This is a genomic window from Arthrobacter sp. 05N429, assembly GCF_056397045.1.
In genome coordinates this window covers 340,846-357,672 of record NZ_JBFTMQ010000002.1, presented here as the reverse complement: position 1 = coordinate 357,672, position 16,827 = coordinate 340,846, and the positions used below count along the sequence as shown (strand labels likewise).

The window sequence follows — 16,827 nt, the reverse complement described above, 5'->3', positions numbered from 1 at the left end:
GTTTGGGGGTTCCCTCTCGTTACATTGCTAGAAGCGGATTGCATCGATGACCTTGACGCGGACCGCCACGACGGCGGGGATGGCCCCGGCCAATGCGCCGACAAGAACTGCCGCACCCAGACCGAGCAGGGCCGCGTCGACCGGGAACGGGGGATAGTCCGTCAGGCTCGGCGCGATTTTGGATTCGATCCAGGGGTTCTTGACCACCGCGACGGCGACCATGACGCCTACCACCCCGGCCACCGCCGTTGCCACGACGGACTCCATCATGACGCCCAGGAAGATGCGCCGGGACGTGGCCCCAAAGCTTCGTCGAATCCCGATTTCCCGGACCCGGTACCGCACGGTGACCATGGAAATGTTCAGCATTCCGACCGCCCCGAGGAGCAAAACGAGGCCGGCTACACCGCCAACGGCCAGTTGGGCCGGGGCAAAAGGATCCCCGTAGCTGGCGTAATCCGAGCGGTCCACCATGGGCTGCATGCCGGGGAACTGCTGCTCAAGGTCCGAGGCGATGGCTGCCTTGAGTGAGGCGGCCTGTTCGTCCTGGACCCAGATTTTGAACTGCTGCCCGGGTCCCGCCGCGCCGCCGGTCGTGACCCCCGACCGCTCGGCAGTGCCCGTCAGCATGAACGCCGACGGCGGGTTCTCGGGATACGGATCCGGCACGACGCCGATGATCACAGCCGTTGTCTTCTGGTCTCCGGCCATGGTGACTTTGGGACTGGTGGCCAGGTTTGGCCGCCCGGCGGCGTTGTAGAAGCTTTCTGAGACGACCAGCGCGGGTGCGAGCCGTTCCTCGTCGTTCGCCGCGAACCAGCCTCCCTGGCTCACGTCGACCCGGTGAATGACGCCGTAGCCCGGATCGACCACCTGGAGCTGGACGGGCTGGACGCCCCGAGGAAACTGGAAGGACTGTGTCGCCGTTGCCGAGCGCGAGAAATACGTTATTCCGTAGCGCTCGATGATGCCGCGGTAAGCACCCTCCAGCTTTTCCGGATCGGGTTGGCTGGGGCCGTAAACCCCGATGGCGAGGGTCGCCGAACGTCCGCCGTTTCGCTCCGAATCTGCCTTGAACCCCTCCCGCGCGAGGTCGCCGACACCGACGACCGACGTGAGGGCCGCGACCGACAGTGCCACTCCCACGAGGGCCAGCAGAATGCGTGTCTTGTTGATGCGGAGTTCCTGCCACGCCTGCTTCCAGCCGGTAGCACGCCCGGGCAAGGGCTGCGACGTTGACGTCGTGCGTGATGGTGATGAGCGCGGCTCCCGATTCGGTTGCCACGGTATCGAGCAGCGCCATGACGGCCTGGCCGGTGTCGACGTCGAGCGCCCCGGTGGGTTCGTCCGCCAGGATCAGCCGGGGCCGGCGAACGAGCGCCCGTGCTATCGCGACCCTTTGCTGTTCGCCGCCGGAGAGCATGTTCGGCAGGGTGTCGGCGCGCTCTGCCAGGCCCACACGGTCCAGCATGTCCATAGCCAGTTCCCTGCGCCGCCAGAACTGGGATCCCCTGGCGTACAGCAGGGGAGTGATCACGTTTTCCAGCGCGCTCCGGCCCGGCAGGAGGTTGAACTGCTGGAACACGAACCCCACCGACGACCCGCGAAGTGCGGCCCGTTCGTTGCCGCGCAGCTGTTCCACGGGGGTCCCCTGAAAGCGAAGTTCTCCGCTGGTGGGCAGGTCCAGCAGCCCGAGGAGGTTCAGGAGGGTGGACTTCCCGCATCCGGATCGACCGATCACCGCCGTGTGATCACCGGCGTGGACGGCCAGGTCCACACCCCGGAGAATGTGCAGTTCTTGATCGTCGGCGAGGCGGACGGTCCGGGTTACACCCGCGAGGGACACCAGTTCCTCCATGATCACCCGCCTGCGATGCCGGCGAACTGCTGCCCGGGTTGCGGCTGGGCGGGTGCGCCGGGAATGAACTCAAGCACGGCTTCACCTTCGGCAAGGCCCGAGACGATCTCCACCATCGAGCCGTCGTTGAGGCCCAGCTGCACCTTTCGCTCTTCTGGTTCTCCGCCCTGGGGCCCGGCCGGGGGCCCGGCCACCGTGCCGGTGGCGGAGCCCGGGAAGGTGCCGGCGGGAGCGAGCCACACGGAACCTTCCTTCACGCTGCCCCGCACCGAAGTGAGCGGCACCGTGACGACGTCGGTGGCCTGGCCGGCAGTGACCGTCATCGTCGCGCCCAGCCCGGCGAACACCTCGACGCCGGACGGAACGGCGCAGCTGATGGTGCCGGTCGGCGCGCCGCCCTGCTCGGGCATGCCGCCCCCGCCCGGGATGGCGGCAGCGTACGGCACCGAGCGGCTCACCCCGCCGGACGCACCGGACGCGCCCCCTGACACGCCGCTGGCTGCGCCCGTCAACGCGACCGTGGGGCAGGAGAACGGGGCGGGGCCACCGACGAGGGCGATCTCCGCTGAGCTTGGTTTGGCCAGCAGGCGGTATTGCTGGGCCGCGTCGACAGATCCGCTCACGGTGAAGGTCCCCGGGTTGACGGCTCCCGCCGTTTCGCCCACTCCGACCTGCTGTTTGAGCAGCACAGTGAGGCTCTCCAGCAGGCCCGACGCCGGAGCGAGGACATCGGCGTAGGTGTAGGCGGGCCCGGTTCGGCTCAGCTGCTGCCGGGTACCGGCCGCATCGGGCTGGTCGGCCGCCGTCGCGAGGCTGCTGGTGTCCTGCGCTGCTGATTCGGCCGCGACCTCGGTGCGGACCTGGTAGAGACGATCACCGGAGGTCACTTTGTCTCCCGCTGCGACAAACAAGTGCGTCACGACGCCGGCGGCTGTGTTGCGGACGCCCACGGCAGCGTCGCTTTGCACGGTTGCCTTGATCTGGACTGAATTGGTCACGGTCGCCCGGGCGGCCTGAACCACCGGGATCGCGACCTCCGCCGACGGCCCGTTCAGCGCCTGACCCGGCTTCATCCCGTCGACAAACGCAATCTTGACCAGCGCCACGGCTATGACGGCGAACACTGCCAGCCATGCCACGGGCATGACGACGCGCCTGAAAATTCTCATCTCTGCCCCGTTCGGTAACTCCCCACAGAACCTCTCTGCGAGAGATGCACTTCACACCCTAATGGCTGAGCCGTTTCCGGCTTGGGACGTCGCGCTATCGGCGCGGGCGGGCTGAACCGACGTTGTACCGTGGGGCCGATGACTATTTCAGAACTTCTCACGGCATACGACCAGCAGTTGCGGACGGACGCGGAGACCCCCAGCGCGGTCGCCGTCGAACGGCTGGGGCCGTTGCGCCTGGTGACCTGCGCCGGCGGCCGGGGTTTTGTGACCTACCGGAGCCTGGACGGAGCCGGTGCGGCAACGATTGCGGACTGGGTGGCCGAAGCCACAGGGTTCTTCCGTGACGACCCTGCCATCGAACGGGTCGAGTGGAAGACACGCGGCCACGATGCTGCGCCCGGACTCCATGAGGCGCTGCTCGGGAACGGATTCGAGCCGGAAGAGACCGAGTCCGTGATGGTCGGGCCGGCCAGTGCGTTGTGTGTGGACGTGGACCTGCCCGACGGCGTGCACCTGCGAAGAGTGACCGAAGAGCCGGACATCCGGGCCATGAGCGCCATGCAGGACGAAGTCTTTGGCAGCCCCGTCTCTGACGGCAATGCCGAGGCAATCCTGCGCCGCGCGGGCCTCGACGGCGGAATGGAACTGTGGGTCGCCGAACACGAGGGAAAAATCGTCAGCGCGGGACGGCTCGAACCGGTTCCAGGGACGGATTTCGCAGGCATCTGGGGCGGGGCCACCCTCGAGGCGTGGCGCGGCCAAGGGATCTACCGCGCCGTCACCGCGGCACGGGCCAAGGCCGCGCTGACGATGGGCAAAAACCTCATCCACAGCGATTCAACGGAATATTCACGGCCGATCCTGGAACGCTACGGCCTGCTCCGCGTATCAACGACGACGCCGTATTGCTGGCACCGCTGAGGTCCGGAAACTCGGCAAAGCCGTCCGTGGTTCCCCCGTTTCACTGACCCTGCGGAGCGGCCGGACGCTCGATCGTGACGGTGCCGGCGTCCCCGTCGACGCGGATCTGCCAGCCGCTCGCAATCCGCTGGGTGGCAACGCCGGTACCGAGCACGGCCGGGATGCCGTACTCACGGGCCACGATGGAGCTGTGGCTCAACGGGCCGCCGACGTCGGTAACGACGCCGGAGGCCATTGCGAAAAGCGGGGTCCATGCCGGTGTGGTGATGCGGGCCACCAGCACGTCGCCGGGCACCATGCGGGTGAAATCCTCGGGTCCTCTCAGGACACGGGCCGGGGCGCTGACCTGGCCCGAGCTGGCCCCGGCGCCTTTGATGACGTCGCCGGGCGCTCCCTGTGGGGCTGCCGGCATCATTGACCCGAAGGCCCGTTCCATCCACGGGCTCTCCGGGAGAAGTTGCGGGGCGGCGGCCTTCGCCTGGCCCCGCCAAAGCATCTTGCGTTCCTCCACGGCGTGGGCGCGGACGGGGCGGTCTGCTCCGGTGATGGCCACGGCCGCCGGTGCGCCCGGCCCGGCGAGGCCGAAATCGACGGCGCTGCGCAGCTCCTGGTGGCGCAGCCAGAACACGTCGGCGGGCTCTGCGATGACGGCGGAGTCAACCAGCCTTTGTCCGAGCTCGAACAGCATCCGCCGCAGCAGCGGCCACGCCAGGCCGACGTCGGCGAGGGCATCCTCGCGGATCGGGGCGGCGCGCTGTGCCCACCGGAGCAGCCGCAGGAACGCGGCCCGGCGGCGTGGCCCCAGCCGGGTGATCATTTGGCTGGTTTGATTCTCCCGGCGCGCGGCTGACAGCCGCTGCCGCTCGTGCGGGTCGACGCCCTGTCCTCGCAAGTAGAACTTCACTGTCTCCAGCAGCTGCGAGGGGTCATCGGCCGGCACCGGGCTGGCGAAGTCCAGGTTGTAGACCGCGTGGCCGAACCGGTTGAGGTGGCCCTGGAAGCGGGGATCCCACTCCTGCCAGAGGGCCGGGTCCATCCCGGCAGGGGCGAGTCCGGTGCGCTGCGACTCCACAAGGGCAGCGGTGCTGTCCCTAAGAATCGCCTGCGCCAGCCCTGGAACTCCCCGGGCCCAGGCGGCGAGGTCGTACAGCGACTTCTCGGCCCGGATGGGTTCGCTGTCGTAGCCGAGGAGGAACGTCTGGGCGGGGGGATCTCCCTCACGCCGCACGAACTTCTCGTAATACGTCCGGAAGGAGATTTCGCTGGTTGCGGCGATCGGAATGACCGACTGCACGGCCGTGTAATAGACAGTGCCGGCGTCAAGCAGCGTGTGCACACCCTCCAACAGTTCCGCTCCGGGGAGCTCCCGGAGCGGCTTCGCCGACCATTCCTTGATCGCCTTTTCGTAGCGGGGATGTGAAAATTCCCGCCAGCCGCCCACGCCCATGTGCGCCTGGCCGCGGACCAGCGCTCGTACCGCAGCCGGCGACTTGCCCATCACTCGCCACATCGCCGCGTTGCGGTAGTAGTAATAGGCATAGCCGTTGATGGTGGGCAGCCCGACGTCGTCCTCGCGGATGACATTCGTGCCGACGGCTTCGGACATCAGGGCCCGTAGCGACCGGGACACCGAGCCGTCAATGAGGTCGGCGAACAAGGGTGAGAGCGGGTCAGGCATCTGTTCCACGATGCTTGCCCGGAAGTAGAGTCCCTTCGGGTAGGGCACCGGCCAGGTATCCGGGGTGTCAGCCGCCGGTTCAGGCAGGGCAGTGACGGGCCGTGACTGCAGGATGGAGAACTCCCCGGCGGCCCGGGCCCACTCGATGTCCTGCGGCACCCCGAAATGATCCGCGATCCGTGATCCATACCCGGCCAGCCCGGCCGCTGCCTGGTCATCCAGGACGGGCTGACGACGGCGGCCCGTGGGCACGGGCTGCTCCCGCGTGCCGTGGTCCGCGTAGACAGTCATGACGTCCTTGTCCGCGGTCCGGCGCGACAGAACACGGCCCGTCCCCGCTTCGACCACGACGTCGTCGGTGGTGACACTTCCGCTAACCACGGCCTCGCCCAGGCCCCACGCGGCACTGATCACGAGCTGGTCGCGGCGCCCGTTGGCCGGATTGGCGGTGAACATCACCCCGGCCGACTCGGCCTCGATCATCCGCTGGACCACCACCGCCAGGAGCACCGTGTCCGGTCCGATGCCTTCACGGGCCCGGTAGGCCATGGCGCGCGCCGTCCACAGGGACGCCCAGCAGTCCCTGACTGCCCCGGCGAGAGCCTCCATCCCGACGACGTTCAGGTAGGTTTCCTGCTGCCCGGCGAAACTGGCCGATGGAAGGTCCTCGGCCGTGGCGGAAGAGCGCACCGCAACGGCCGTATCACCCGTGCCGAGAAGCCCGTAGGCGGCGCCGAGTTCTGCTGCGATACCGGCCGGCATGGTGCCGGCAGTGAACAGGGCACGGATCCGCCGGGAGGCATCCTCGTAGTCCTGTGGCCCCGCCTGCTGCGGCATCGCGGCCAGCTCATTTATGCGATCCCCGAGGTTGTTGGCATCCACAAAATCCGCATAGGCCGAGGTGTTCAGCACAAATCCCGGCGGGACCGGCAGCCCGGCCTGAACGAGGCCGCCCAGTCCGACGCCCTTGCCGCCTGCCGCGGCCACGTCACCTGGTCCCACATCACCGAAATTGAAGATGTAGGTCATGACCGTCGATCCCTTCTGGAGCCGGGCCCGCGCTCGTCGAGCCTGATTCTCAACATACTGGCACTCCGGCAGGCGGGAGGCTATAGCTTCACGCGGTGGCCGGTGGCGCGGCTCCGGGGCGGGCGTGTTCCGTTAAAGCTGCTTCAGTAGGGCGAAGTAGAGGTGGTGTGCGAGGTCGAGTTCGAGGGCCTGGATTGGGGTGAACCACTGTATGTCGTCGTGTTCATCCCGGGCCAGGTTCTCCGGAACGCCTGACCACTCGGTGATTACCCACCCGGACAGGGCCAACCCGGCGGTGGCGCCATGGTTGTGGTGGACCCTGAATGTCGGCGCCTCGTCTGGGACGACTATACGGATATTGACCTCTTCGAGGAGCTCCCGGGCCAAGGCCTCGCCGGCCGTTTCGCCATCCTCGATGTGGCCGCCAGGAAGATCCCACTTGGCCGGGTACCGCTGCAGTGATGCGCGCCGGTGGCACATCAGCACGCCCAACGGGCCGACGAGTGCGCCGACTGCGATGCGGTGGGTCATGGTGTCTGCCGACCACACCGGGGTCCGGTGCGAAGGTCCAGCGTGAAACACGGATAGTCGGGGAAGTCCCCAACGCGATCGGCCGAGAAGCCGAGCGCTTCGTAGAAGGCAACCGCGGAGGGGCTTGCCTGCCAGTCGAGGACCATGACGTGGGGCCGGGCCCGGGCCCATCCGAAGATATGGTCCATAAGAGCTCGGCCCGTGCCGGTCCGGCGCGCGTCAGGATCCACAAAGAGGTCATGCACGCGGCCCGTCGTGAAAGTGGCACGCAGACCCGGCCCGAAGTCCTGGGCCAGGCCATAGCCGAACAGTCGACCGCGCGAGTGGGCCACGGCGACGCACCACGACGGGTCGGAGACAACGCCGGCGTATCGGCTGTAAAAATCCTCGGACGGAACATTTTGTGCGCTGGGTGTGAAGGAGATGCTCAGGCGTCGTACCTCCACCGCGTCTTCAGTCCTTGCTGAACGCACGGCTATCTCCTGCAGCGCCATGTCTCGGTCTTCCCCTCGTTGTCCCCGAATCCTGATCAGCATACGGTCAGCTGCCGTCACCATGACTGCTCGGCGTCCGGGGGCGGTACCTGGTTCGACTGGGCGGGACTATCAGCGGCTGCCGGGGCATGACAGACTGCGGCCATGAGCATTGAGCAATGGTGGCCGAAGCTGAAGCCGTCGACGCAAGACTGGCTGATTGAAAACAACGGCGACGCAGTCCCGGCCGAGACTCTCGCCGAGATTGAGGATGCTGGCGGGTCTGTAGCGTCCGGCGACTGGTGGGTGGGCGAGACCGGGCCCTCGGGTTTCTATTTCTCGGACGAGGCCGTCGACTGGATTGAGGCCGTCGGAAACGGAGAGACACCGGACGCCCGCTGAAACCAGCGCAAGGACCTTCCAACGTCAACCCGCACGAAAATGCCCCCAGCCTGCAGAGGCTGGGGGCATTCCGCTCAAACCGACCAGTTCGGACGGGCGCTTTCGACGCTGCCTAGTGCGTCAGGTCCTTGCCCTTCGTCTCCGGGATGGTGAAGACGAACAGCGCGCTGACCAGCAGCAGCACCACGGCGTAGACGTTGAACACGTTGGCGAGGCCGATGGTGCCGAGCCAGGTCTGCAGGTACGGGGCGGTCCCGCCGAACACGGCCACGCAGATGGAGTACGGGACGCCGACGCCGATGGTCCGGATGCTCGTGGGGAACAGTTCCGCGTAGACCGCCGGAACGATCGCGGCGCTGGCGGCGATGAAGATCAGCATGACGGACATGGCCACGGCCAGCTGCCAGGCCGAGTCCTTCAGCAGCCAGGTCATGGGGAAGTGCATGACGGCGCTGCCGGCCGCGCCGGCCCAAAGCACCTTTTTGCGGCCGATCCGGTCGGACAGCTTGCCCCAGAAGGGCAGGGCGGCAATGAACACGATGTTCGCGACCACGCTGGCCCAGAGCGCCTCTCCGCGGTCGATCTTCAGCGTGGTGGCGGCGTAGCTCGGGGCCACGACACCCCAGATGTAGTAGATCACCGTGAGGCCCACCGTCAGCCCGATGACCTGGAGCGCCTGTTTGCGGTGCTTCACGATCTGCGGCCAGATCGCGGCATGCTTCTCGGACGCCGTTTCACCTTCGAAGGCCTCGGTCTCGTGCAGCTTGGAGCGCATGATCAGCGCGTAGAGGCCCATGGCGGCGCCGACCAGGAACGGAACGCGCCAGCCCCAGTCATTCATGGCATCGGCGCTCAGGGTCATGTTGAGGACCGCGCCCAGCAGCGTGCCGGCCAGGATTCCCACGGTGCCCGAGGTGTAGATCAGGGTGGCCCACAGGCCGCGCTTCTCTTTCGGGGCCACCTCGGAGAGATAGGTCTGCGACGACGGCAGCTCACCGCCGTGGGCCAGGCCCTGGATCAGCCGGGCGACCAGGAGCATCAGCGAAGCCCAGAATCCGATGCTGGCGAAGGACGGCGCGACGCCGATCATGAGGCTGCCGAGCGACGCGAGGCCCACGGCCAGCGTCATGGAGGTCTTGCGGCCGACGCGGTCGCCGATCCAGCCGAACAGGAAACCCCCGACCGGCCGTGCCACGAAGCCGACGGCGAAGATCGCCAGCGTTGCCAGCACCGCCGAGGCAGGATCCGCTTTGCTGAACAGCTGGCTGGCGATGTAAGGCGTGAATGTGGCGTAGATGGCCCAGTCGTACCATTCGACGGCGTTTCCAATGCCCGTACCGAGGAGCGTCTTCCGCGTGGCCGCCCGGCTGATGAGCTGCGGGTTCGTGATGGTGGTCATGATGTCTCCGAAAGGTGTAGGGCTAGGAAGCCAGGGACGTTGGGGTGCCGGCGGCGAGTGCTGCGATCCGGGAAATGGCGAGCTCTGCGTAGAGCGCCGCACCGTCGGTGAGGACGCCGTCGTCGAACGTTGCGTAGGGGGAGTGGTTGAACGCGGCGGCGGTGTGGTCCGCGCCCGGTGCGACGGCGCTGAGCCCGATGAAGGTGCCGGGCACCTCTTGCATGACCCGGGAGAAATCCTCGGAGCCGCTGAGCGGAGTGGCCCAGCGGGTCAGCCTGGACTCGCCAAACAGGTTCTGGATGGTCTTCTCCGCGGTGAGCGTCTCGTTTTCGTCCGTGATGCTGAGCGGGTATTCGCTGCGGTAGTCGACCTCCACCTCCAGGCCGTGGGCGTGGGCGATGCCCTTCAGGAGGGTAGGAACGGCGGTCATCATCCGATCGCGGGAGGCGTGGGAGAACGTGCGGACGGTCGCCTCGATGCGCGCTGATTCGGGGATGACGTTGCGGGTGGTGCCCGCCTGCAGGACGCCGACGGTCAGTACAACCGGGTCAAACATGTTGAACTGCCGCGTGATCATGACCTGCAGCGCGGTCACCATTTCGGCAGCTGCAGTGACGGGGTCCTTGGCTGCGTGCGGGGCGGAGCCGTGGCCGCCGGAGCCCAGGATGGTGACGAACAGCCCGTCGGAGGCACTCAGCATCACCCCCGGCTTGGTGGCGAACTGGCCGTATGGCTCCAGGGAGGAGAACACGTGCATGCCGTAGGCGGCGTCCGCGCGCCGGCCCGCGGCCTCCAGCACCCCTTCGCGGATCATGTGGCCGGCGCCGTCGTAGCCTTCCTCGCCCGGCTGGAACATCAGGACGACGTCGCCGGCTAACTGCCCGCGGCGTTCGGCCAGGAGGGTGGCGGCTCCGGCCAGCATCGACGTGTGGAGATCGTGGCCGCAGGCGTGCATGGCGCCGTCGAGCCGGGAGGAGTAGCCGACGCCGGTGCGCTCCTGGACGGGGAGGCCGTCCATGTCCGCCCGCAGCAGGACGACGGGCTTGTTGGCCGACGCGTACGGTGCGCCGCCGCGCAGAACGGCGGTGACCGACGTCGTGCTCTCGCCAAGGGTGATTTCGTACGGCAGGCCGTCGAGGGCTTTGAGGACCTTCTCCTGGGTGCGGGGGAGTGCAAGGCCGATCTCCGGCTCCTGGTGCAACTCGTGGCGCAGCCGGGTGATGTGGCTTTGCAGTTCCTTGGCATCGGCGGTGACCGACATATGTTCCCTCTTCCCGAACGGTTGGCAGGTGCTTACGAACCATTGTGAAGTGACTGGAGTCACACGCGGGGGAACGGCTGGAAAAATGCAAAAGTAGAATCCTTAGTACAGGAATCATTCATCGATGGGGAGGTCCCGTGGAGATCAGTGAGGAAGACCTGCAGCTGATCAACGCGCTGCAGATTGCGCCGCGGATCAGCTGGTCGGATGCCGCCGGCATCCTGGGCGTCCACGCGACCACCCTGGCGGCCCGCTGGGAGCGGCTGAAGGCCTCCGGCGCGGCTTGGAGCACGGCCCATCTGATGGGGGATCCGAAGCAGATGTGCCTGGCGCTGGTTGATGTGGACTGCGAGATGAAGTCGCGGGCCGCCGTGACCGCAGCGCTGGCGGCGATCCCCGAAGTGGTCACGGTGGAGGAGGCTGCCAGCAACCGTGACCTCATGCTCACGGTCATCACGCCCACGCTGGCCCAGTTCAGCGACGTCGTCCTGGAGCAGCTCAAGGAGATTCCCGGCCTCACCAAGTACCAAACGGCGCTGTGCACCCGGCTGCACTCCGGCGGCTACGCGTGGCGGCTGAACGTCCTGGACAAGGCGCAGATGGCCGCGCTTCAGGCGCTGGCCGGTCCCGAGGCCTCCGGCACGGCGCCGGCCGGAAACCAGGGTGGGCCGCTGCCGCGGAGCCACCTGGACCTGATCCCGTTCCTGGCCAGGGACGGCCGCGCGGCGGCGGCTGACATCGCCCGTGCCTTGGGGCGCAGCCCGGCCACGGTCCAACGCCAGCTGAACCGGGTCCTGGCCAGCCACGTTCTCTCTTTCCGGTGCGAAATCGCGCAGAAATACTCGGGGTACCCGGTCACCTGCCAGTGGCTCGCCAACGTTCCGCCCGGCCGGCATGAGGCCGCCGCTGCCGAGCTGCGCAACTTCCGCAACATCCGGCTCACCGCCTCCACCACCGGCCGCACCAACTTTGTGATCCTGATGTGGCTGCATTCCCTGGCGGACGTTATGAACGCCGAACAGGCACTCCAGCTGCGGATCCCCGGCATCCAGCTCGTGGAAAGTGTTGTGGTGCTCAACTCCGCAAAACGGGTCGGCTGGATGCTGAACCCGGACTCGACCGCCACCGGAGCTGTCGTCGTGCCCGCCGCCGAGCTGGCGCCCACGGCTTGAGGACCTCTGTTCCCGCTTCCCGGCCGCGCTCCTGCCCGGTTACTTCTCCGCGGCACGGCCCGACACCGGCGTGTCCCGGGGAAAACGCCGGATTCCGGGACTGCGGCGGCCGGTAACTGGGCAGGAGCGCTGTCCGGTGTGACGGCCTGGGCGACGCCGGCCGCGTCAGGAATTTTGCGCGTGGCACAACAGTATGCGCCGGGCTTCAGTCGGTCTTCTTCCAGCGCTTCGGCCACTTCACGTTCATCAGGAGCAATCCGAGCAGCAGCGCGTCGACAGTAATGATTGCCGCCAACAGGTAGGCCCAGCCGACCATCATGGGTTGCCAGCCGCCCCGCGGCCGGAACTGCGCGTTCGTAGCATAATGCCCAAGGCGATCTCCTGACGTGGATCCCCCCAGTCACTCGATAGTTCACCAAGTGTGCCACCGCGCCGCCACTGGGGGAACCGTGGCACTTTCCAATTCAAGCTTTTCTCAAGTCGGCTTGCAGGTGACGCCAATACTCGCAGGTGACGCCAACAGCTGTGGACACTGGAAGCCGAGGCACGCCATGCCGCGCGGATCTGCTTCGTCCAGACCCACCCACCCATTCCGGCTACCAGCATGGAACTACGGGCCGGCGGTCATCGTCGACGTCGCCCCTCTGAGATTTTGACAATAGCTTTTGCTCTAATCTGGGGGAGTGGCCAGCATACGAGAAGCGCAAAAGCAGATGACCCGCCGATTGTTACTCGAGAAGGGGCTGGAGCTTTTTGAGGAGAAGGGGTTTGCCGCCACGACGGTGGACGACATCGCTGCTGCCGTGGGCACCACCAGGGCCACGTTCTATGCCCATTTTCCGTCCAAAGCCGAGCTCATGCGGTCGCTGTTGGAGCGGTCCAACGAGATGCTGACTGAGGCCGACGTTCCGCCGCTGCATTCGGTGGTGGAATCCGGGGACCGCGAGCTGATTCGGGTCTGGCTCGCCCGGAAATTCGACCAGTGGGCCGAAATTCGCCCCTATGTCGTGGCGGCGCACCAGGCCGCGGCCAGTGAACCGGATATCCAGGCGGCGTTGGATCGGTGGTTCGACACGGCGATCGACGACATGCAGGCCGGCCTTGACCGGGCCGGGCGGTTCGACCCGGCCAGCCGCCGTGTGCGGTGCTCGCTGGCTTTCGGGGAATTGGAGTTCTTCTCCCGGCGCTGGATGCGGCTCGGCTGGACCGTTGACCGCGAAGTTTCCCTTGTTCTGATGGTGGACAACTGGTGCTTCCTGCTGGCGGAGTGAGCAGGAAGCACCAGGTGCTGGTGAGTGCGTCAGCCCGCCTGGCCGTCCGCCGTCTTGCGTATGGTGAACGGCAGCACGAGCCGGGACTGGTGGGCGGCGTCGCGGTAGATCTTGTGGGTGACGGGCCGGCCCACCGGCAGGTGGAAGGCATCCGGTGGGAGCAGCGCATTGTGCTCGTCGGCCAGCGGCTCGCCGTTCGACAATTCCACCGTCAGGGTGTGACCCGGCTTGAAGGTGTTGGCGAACGGGTAGAGGCGGAGCACGTACTCCTCGATTTGCCCCGGCTCCACCGGCACGGTTCTGGTGTGCGGGTGGAACGGGTTGCCTTCGGTGGTCCGCCCGTCGAGCTCGCGGTGTGAGGCCTTGAGGTAGCCGCTGGTGATGAGCTGGCGCTTGCCGTTGGGCGCGTAGTCCCACAGGCGCAAGATGAAGTTGGTGTCCGGCTGGTCGATCTCGGCGAAGATGTGTGCGGCGCCGGTGCCGATCATCTCCGTGGCCTCCTCGAAGGCGGGCGTGGACCAGCTGATGATCTCCACCTTGTCAGTCACCGTCAGCGGCGCCTGGTAGAAGCCGTCCGGGGCCGCGTATTCGGCGCCCATCAGCTCCGGCTCGGCGGACAGCTTGTGGCGCGGGCGCAGATAGAGATTCGTATACTCGACGTCCTTCGGCGGCCAGGACTTGCCGGTCACCAGCTCGCGCGAGCCTTCCACAAAGACGCTGACGGCCGGCTCATCCATGACACCATTGTCGATGCCCTTGATCCAGTAGTCGTACCACCGGAACATCTTGTCGTGCTCCTCGATGAAGGGCCGCGACTGCATCGGCGGGTAGGGGCCGATGTCCAGCTTCTTGGGGCCCTTCAGCTCGTTGAATAGCTCGATGGTGCCGTCCATGGTCCAGCCACGGCCCTGGTCGATCTGCAGCCACACCGGGATGTCGATGTTCGGGGCCAGCGTGATGGGGTTGCGCTCCTCGTACCAGTCACCGTCCAGCTCGTTCATCACAATGTCGAACCAGGCTTCGTGGTTCTTGGGGTAGTTAAGGACGTGCACCAGGTTCGGCCAGGCGGCAACGTCCGGATCCTCCAGACGCTTGGCGACCAGCTCCTTCAGTTCCTCCGGGGGGTACTTCTCGACCATGCGGGACTTGACGCCGTCGGTGAAGGCCCAGCCGGAGTCCCCGCCGCGGCCCTCGCGTGCGGCCCGGGGCATAAACCACATGATGCCGCCGTGGTACGTGGTCTCGTAGAAGTCGTAGTGACCGCCGCTGACGAAGATGGCCTTCAGGTGCGGCGGACGCTCGGCCGCGGCCAGCACCTGCATGGAGCCGAAGTAGGAGATGCCGACCATGCCGACGTTGCCGTCGCACCACGGCTGCTCGGCGACCCACTCGATGAAGTCGTACGCATCCTGGCCCAGTGAGACACCGCCGGCGTTGTAGTTGCCGATGTGTTCGCCGCCGGAGTGGCCGGAGCCGCGCAGGTCGCCGATGACATGGACGTAGTCCTCTTTGACGATGCGGGCGATATCGCCGGCCTCGATGCAGCCGTCCCACATGGGGCTGGGGCGCCGCTGCGGCGGGGTGGTCAGGGCCAGTGCCTGCAGCTCCTTGCCGTACGGGCTCAGCGCCACCAGCGCCGGGCGCGGCTTGTCCTCAGTGCCCTGGTAGGCGTCCGCGGCGAGTTCGACGCCGTCCCGCATCGGGACGCGGAGGTCCTTGCGGACGGCAATTTTCTCCCCGCCGGCGTCGATTGTCTGGTACTCATTCATGATTGCGAAGGCTCCTCTGTTAGGACATCAGGTTGATCTGTGTGCGGTAGCCGTGCAGCGTCGTGAAGAACGGGGAGGGCTCCAGCGTGGGGTCACCCGTGTAGCCGAGCTCCTCGGCCACGGAGGCGAACGGAGAGTAGACCGAGTCCGTCTCCTGCAGGCCCTCGTGCAGGTAGCGGCGGGCGGCGCCGCCGATCCTGGCCTCAAGATCCAGGCTTTCCTGCAGGGCGTTCCTGGCCGTCTTCCGGTCCAGTTCGACGCCGGACGGCACGCCGTCAGCGCCTCGGTACGGGTGGCCGAGGTACAGGTGCCGCGGGCCAACCTCGTCGCGCAGGTACTCCAGGCTCGCCCGGTAGGCAGCCGGATCCTCGTAGCCGGGGAAGCCGTTGGCTGCCCCGTGGATCTGGACGGCGTCGCCGACGAAGACCGACTGCTGGCCGTCCACGACGTAGGCCACGGATCCGGCCGTATGGCCCGGGATGTGGTGCACGGAGACGGTGACGTCCCCGCCCAGGGACAGCGTCTCGCCGCCCTTCACCAGCATGGCCGGCTCCATCTCGCCCGAGATGACGTGGTTCGCCGCCTCCAACTGCTCCTCGACGGCGTCCGGGTTGTTGAGGTACTGCTGGCGCACGTCCACGTACTGGTCGACGTGCGCGCGCCGGGAACGCAGCAGGGGAGCGTCGGCCTCATGGATCACGACCTTGGCACGCCTGCCCGTGAGCTCCCACAGCGCGTGCGCGCCGCCAACGTGGTCGATGTGGCCGTGGGTCAGCAGGATCCAGCGCACGTCCTCGATGCGCCGGCCCAGCTTCTCCAGCGCGGGGACCATGCCTTCAGCGGGAGACGAGGTGATCCCGGTGTCGACGATGGCCGGTTCGGGGGCGTCGATGAAGAAGCTGTACAGGCCGAACCGGCCCCACGGCGAGACCAGCGGATGGACAGCGACGGGCTCCGTCATTGCGCAGCCCCCGCGTTCAGAAATTCACCCGTCTCCTGGAAGGCCCGGTAGAACCCGGGGATCCAGGAGAAGTTCTGGACGAAGCCGTGGTTGGCTCCCTCGTAGCGGCTGACCGTTGTGTCCACGCCGGCGTCCCTGAGGCGCCGGCCGTAGAGTTCGCCCTCGTCGCGCAGCGGGTCGTGCTCGGCCGTGATGACCAATGCGGGCGGCAGTCCTGCGAGGTCCCCGCGCTTGATGGGCGAGACGAGCGGATCTGCCGGGTCCGCACCGCTCTTGAAGTAGAACGAGTTGAACGGCAGCAGGCCCGCGGTCTCCAGACCATAGCCTTCAGCGTTCTCCCGCAGTGAGGCGTAGCGGTCGACGTCGAAGTCCAGGTCCAGCGACGGGTAGAACAGGACCTGGTGCGTGATCGCAAAGAACCCATCATCGTGGGCCTTCGCGGCGACTGCAGCGACGAAGTTGCCGCCCGAACTGTCGCCGGCAATGGCAAAGTTCTTCCCATCCCACTTCAGGGCCGTACCCTGTTCGGCGGCCCAGCGGACCACGCCGTAACAGTCTTCGAGCCCGGCCGGGAAAACCGACTCGGGGGCAAGGCGGTAGCCGACGGAGATGACCTTGTGCCCGGTTTCCCTGGCCAGGGCCCGCGCCACGTGGTCATGCGTGTCCAGGCTGCCCAGGAAGAACGCGCCGCCGTGGAAGTAGACCAGCACCCCGTAGGTGTCCGCCTCGAACGGGGTGTAGATCCGAATGGGAACGTCGCCGGATGGCGTCGCCGCCGTCAGGTCCTCGACCGCGTGCAGCGACAACCGGTCCCCGAGTGGGGCGGCCTGGGCGGCCTCCCCGGCGCGCATGGCCGCCGGATCCAGCGGCGACCCGTCAGGTGCCGGCAGGGTTGCCAGGATTTTGGCGATTTCGGGATGGATTGTCATG

14 protein-coding genes and 1 pseudogene are annotated in these 16,827 nt (G+C 67.0%); 4 read left to right on the top strand and 11 right to left on the bottom strand.

Going from position 1 to position 16,827, the window contains the following annotated elements; all coding sequences use genetic code 11:
• Positions 1–27: 27 nt before the first annotated feature.
• From AC1DF4_RS05560 to AC1DF4_RS05550, 3 genes and pseudogenes are all read right to left on the bottom strand, one after another.
• Positions 28–1,224 (bottom strand): ABC transporter permease, encoded by a 1,197-nt coding sequence (locus AC1DF4_RS05560; protein WP_476911938.1) that lies wholly within the window; start codon positions 1,222–1,224, stop codon positions 28–30.
• A 172-nt stretch (positions 1,225–1,396) separates the two neighbouring features.
• A pseudogene (locus AC1DF4_RS05555) lies at positions 1,397–1,858 on the bottom strand (ABC transporter ATP-binding protein); the annotation flags it as partial.
• Between the two features lie 2 nt (positions 1,859–1,860).
• The gene (locus AC1DF4_RS05550) at positions 1,861–3,027 is read right to left on the bottom strand and encodes an efflux RND transporter periplasmic adaptor subunit (protein ID WP_476911937.1); all 1,167 of its coding nucleotides are present in this window, start codon (positions 3,025–3,027) and stop codon (positions 1,861–1,863) included.
• A gap of 138 nt (positions 3,028–3,165) precedes the next feature.
• On the opposite strand from AC1DF4_RS05550, the gene AC1DF4_RS05545 reads away from it, so the two are divergent.
• Positions 3,166–3,951, top strand: a complete 786-nt coding sequence (locus AC1DF4_RS05545; protein ID WP_476911936.1) for a GNAT family N-acetyltransferase — start codon at positions 3,166–3,168, stop codon at positions 3,949–3,951.
• Between the two features lie 40 nt (positions 3,952–3,991).
• Here the strand turns inward: AC1DF4_RS05545 and AC1DF4_RS05540 are convergent, their stop codons facing one another.
• The 3 genes from AC1DF4_RS05540 to AC1DF4_RS05530 all read right to left on the bottom strand — a co-directional run bounded on the left by AC1DF4_RS05540 (position 3,992) and on the right by AC1DF4_RS05530 (position 7,662).
• Positions 3,992–6,658, bottom strand: a complete 2,667-nt coding sequence (locus AC1DF4_RS05540; RefSeq protein ID WP_476911935.1) for a PEP/pyruvate-binding domain-containing protein — start codon at positions 6,656–6,658, stop codon at positions 3,992–3,994.
• Positions 6,659–6,790: 132 nt separating this feature from the next.
• On the bottom strand, positions 6,791–7,189 hold the full coding sequence (locus AC1DF4_RS05535) for an NUDIX domain-containing protein (RefSeq protein ID WP_476911934.1): 399 nt from the start codon (positions 7,187–7,189) through the stop codon (positions 6,791–6,793).
• Positions 7,186–7,662, bottom strand: coding sequence for an N-acetyltransferase family protein (locus AC1DF4_RS05530; RefSeq protein ID WP_476911933.1), 477 nt, complete (start codon positions 7,660–7,662; stop codon positions 7,186–7,188). The genes AC1DF4_RS05535 and AC1DF4_RS05530 overlap by 4 nt, the downstream gene beginning before the upstream one ends.
• A gap of 165 nt (positions 7,663–7,827) precedes the next feature.
• Here AC1DF4_RS05530 and AC1DF4_RS05525 point away from each other — a divergent pair, with 165 nt between their 5' ends.
• Entirely contained in the window at positions 7,828–8,064 is a 237-nt protein-coding gene (locus AC1DF4_RS05525; RefSeq protein WP_476911932.1) for a hypothetical protein, read from the top strand.
• 112 nt (positions 8,065–8,176) lie between these two features.
• On the opposite strand, the gene AC1DF4_RS05520 is transcribed toward AC1DF4_RS05525, so the two are convergent.
• Positions 8,177–9,463 carry an MFS transporter gene (locus AC1DF4_RS05520; RefSeq protein ID WP_476911931.1) on the bottom strand — a complete coding sequence of 429 codons (1,287 nt, stop codon included), beginning with the start codon at positions 9,461–9,463 and terminating at the stop codon, positions 8,177–8,179.
• 22 nt (positions 9,464–9,485) lie between these two features.
• Positions 9,486–10,724 (bottom strand): M20 metallopeptidase family protein, encoded by a 1,239-nt coding sequence (locus AC1DF4_RS05515; RefSeq protein ID WP_476911930.1) that lies wholly within the window; start codon positions 10,722–10,724, stop codon positions 9,486–9,488.
• A gap of 137 nt (positions 10,725–10,861) precedes the next feature.
• Here AC1DF4_RS05515 and AC1DF4_RS05510 point away from each other — a divergent pair, with 137 nt between their 5' ends.
• Together AC1DF4_RS05510 and AC1DF4_RS05505 are read left to right on the top strand one after the other, a co-directional pair.
• Positions 10,862–11,896, top strand: coding sequence for an Lrp/AsnC family transcriptional regulator (locus AC1DF4_RS05510; protein WP_476911929.1), 1,035 nt, complete (start codon positions 10,862–10,864; stop codon positions 11,894–11,896).
• Positions 11,897–12,579: 683 nt separating this feature from the next.
• Positions 12,580–13,167, top strand: coding sequence for a TetR/AcrR family transcriptional regulator (locus AC1DF4_RS05505; protein ID WP_476911928.1), 588 nt, complete (start codon positions 12,580–12,582; stop codon positions 13,165–13,167).
• Positions 13,168–13,196: 29 nt separating this feature from the next.
• On the opposite strand, the gene AC1DF4_RS05500 is transcribed toward AC1DF4_RS05505, so the two are convergent.
• From AC1DF4_RS05500 to AC1DF4_RS05490, 3 genes are read right to left on the bottom strand one after another with little or no spacing between them, the layout of a single operon-like run.
• A complete protein-coding gene (locus AC1DF4_RS05500) occupies positions 13,197–14,936 on the bottom strand; it encodes a CocE/NonD family hydrolase (protein ID WP_476911927.1) in 1,740 nt (579 codons plus the stop codon).
• Between the two features lie 19 nt (positions 14,937–14,955).
• Positions 14,956–15,897 (bottom strand): MBL fold metallo-hydrolase, encoded by a 942-nt coding sequence (locus AC1DF4_RS05495; RefSeq protein WP_476911926.1) that lies wholly within the window; start codon positions 15,895–15,897, stop codon positions 14,956–14,958.
• Entirely contained in the window at positions 15,894–16,826 is a 933-nt protein-coding gene (locus tag AC1DF4_RS05490; protein ID WP_476911925.1) for an alpha/beta hydrolase, read from the bottom strand. Before AC1DF4_RS05490 ends, AC1DF4_RS05495 begins: the two co-directional genes overlap by 4 nt.
• Position 16,827: the final 1 nt, after the last annotated feature.

Excerpts from the sequence above, each read along its gene's own strand:
- AC1DF4_RS05550 (WP_476911937.1), bottom strand. The coding sequence starts at position 3,027 with ATGAGAATTTTCAGGCGCGTCGTCATGCCCGTGGCATGGCTGGCAGTG.
- AC1DF4_RS05545 (WP_476911936.1), top strand. The coding sequence starts at position 3,166 with ATGACTATTTCAGAACTTCTCACGGCATACGACCAGCAGTTGCGGACG.
- AC1DF4_RS05540 (WP_476911935.1), bottom strand. The coding sequence starts at position 6,658 with ATGACCTACATCTTCAATTTCGGTGATGTGGGACCAGGTGACGTGGCC.
- AC1DF4_RS05535 (WP_476911934.1), bottom strand. The coding sequence starts at position 7,189 with ATGACCCACCGCATCGCAGTCGGCGCACTCGTCGGCCCGTTGGGCGTG.
- AC1DF4_RS05525 (WP_476911932.1), top strand. The coding sequence starts at position 7,828 with ATGAGCATTGAGCAATGGTGGCCGAAGCTGAAGCCGTCGACGCAAGAC.
- AC1DF4_RS05520 (WP_476911931.1), bottom strand. The coding sequence starts at position 9,463 with ATGACCACCATCACGAACCCGCAGCTCATCAGCCGGGCGGCCACGCGG.
- AC1DF4_RS05515 (WP_476911930.1), bottom strand. The coding sequence starts at position 10,724 with ATGTCGGTCACCGCCGATGCCAAGGAACTGCAAAGCCACATCACCCGG.
- AC1DF4_RS05500 (WP_476911927.1), bottom strand. The coding sequence starts at position 14,936 with ATGAATGAGTACCAGACAATCGACGCCGGCGGGGAGAAAATTGCCGTC.
- AC1DF4_RS05495 (WP_476911926.1), bottom strand. The coding sequence starts at position 15,897 with ATGACGGAGCCCGTCGCTGTCCATCCGCTGGTCTCGCCGTGGGGCCGG.
- AC1DF4_RS05490 (WP_476911925.1), bottom strand. The coding sequence starts at position 16,826 with ATGACAATCCATCCCGAAATCGCCAAAATCCTGGCAACCCTGCCGGCA.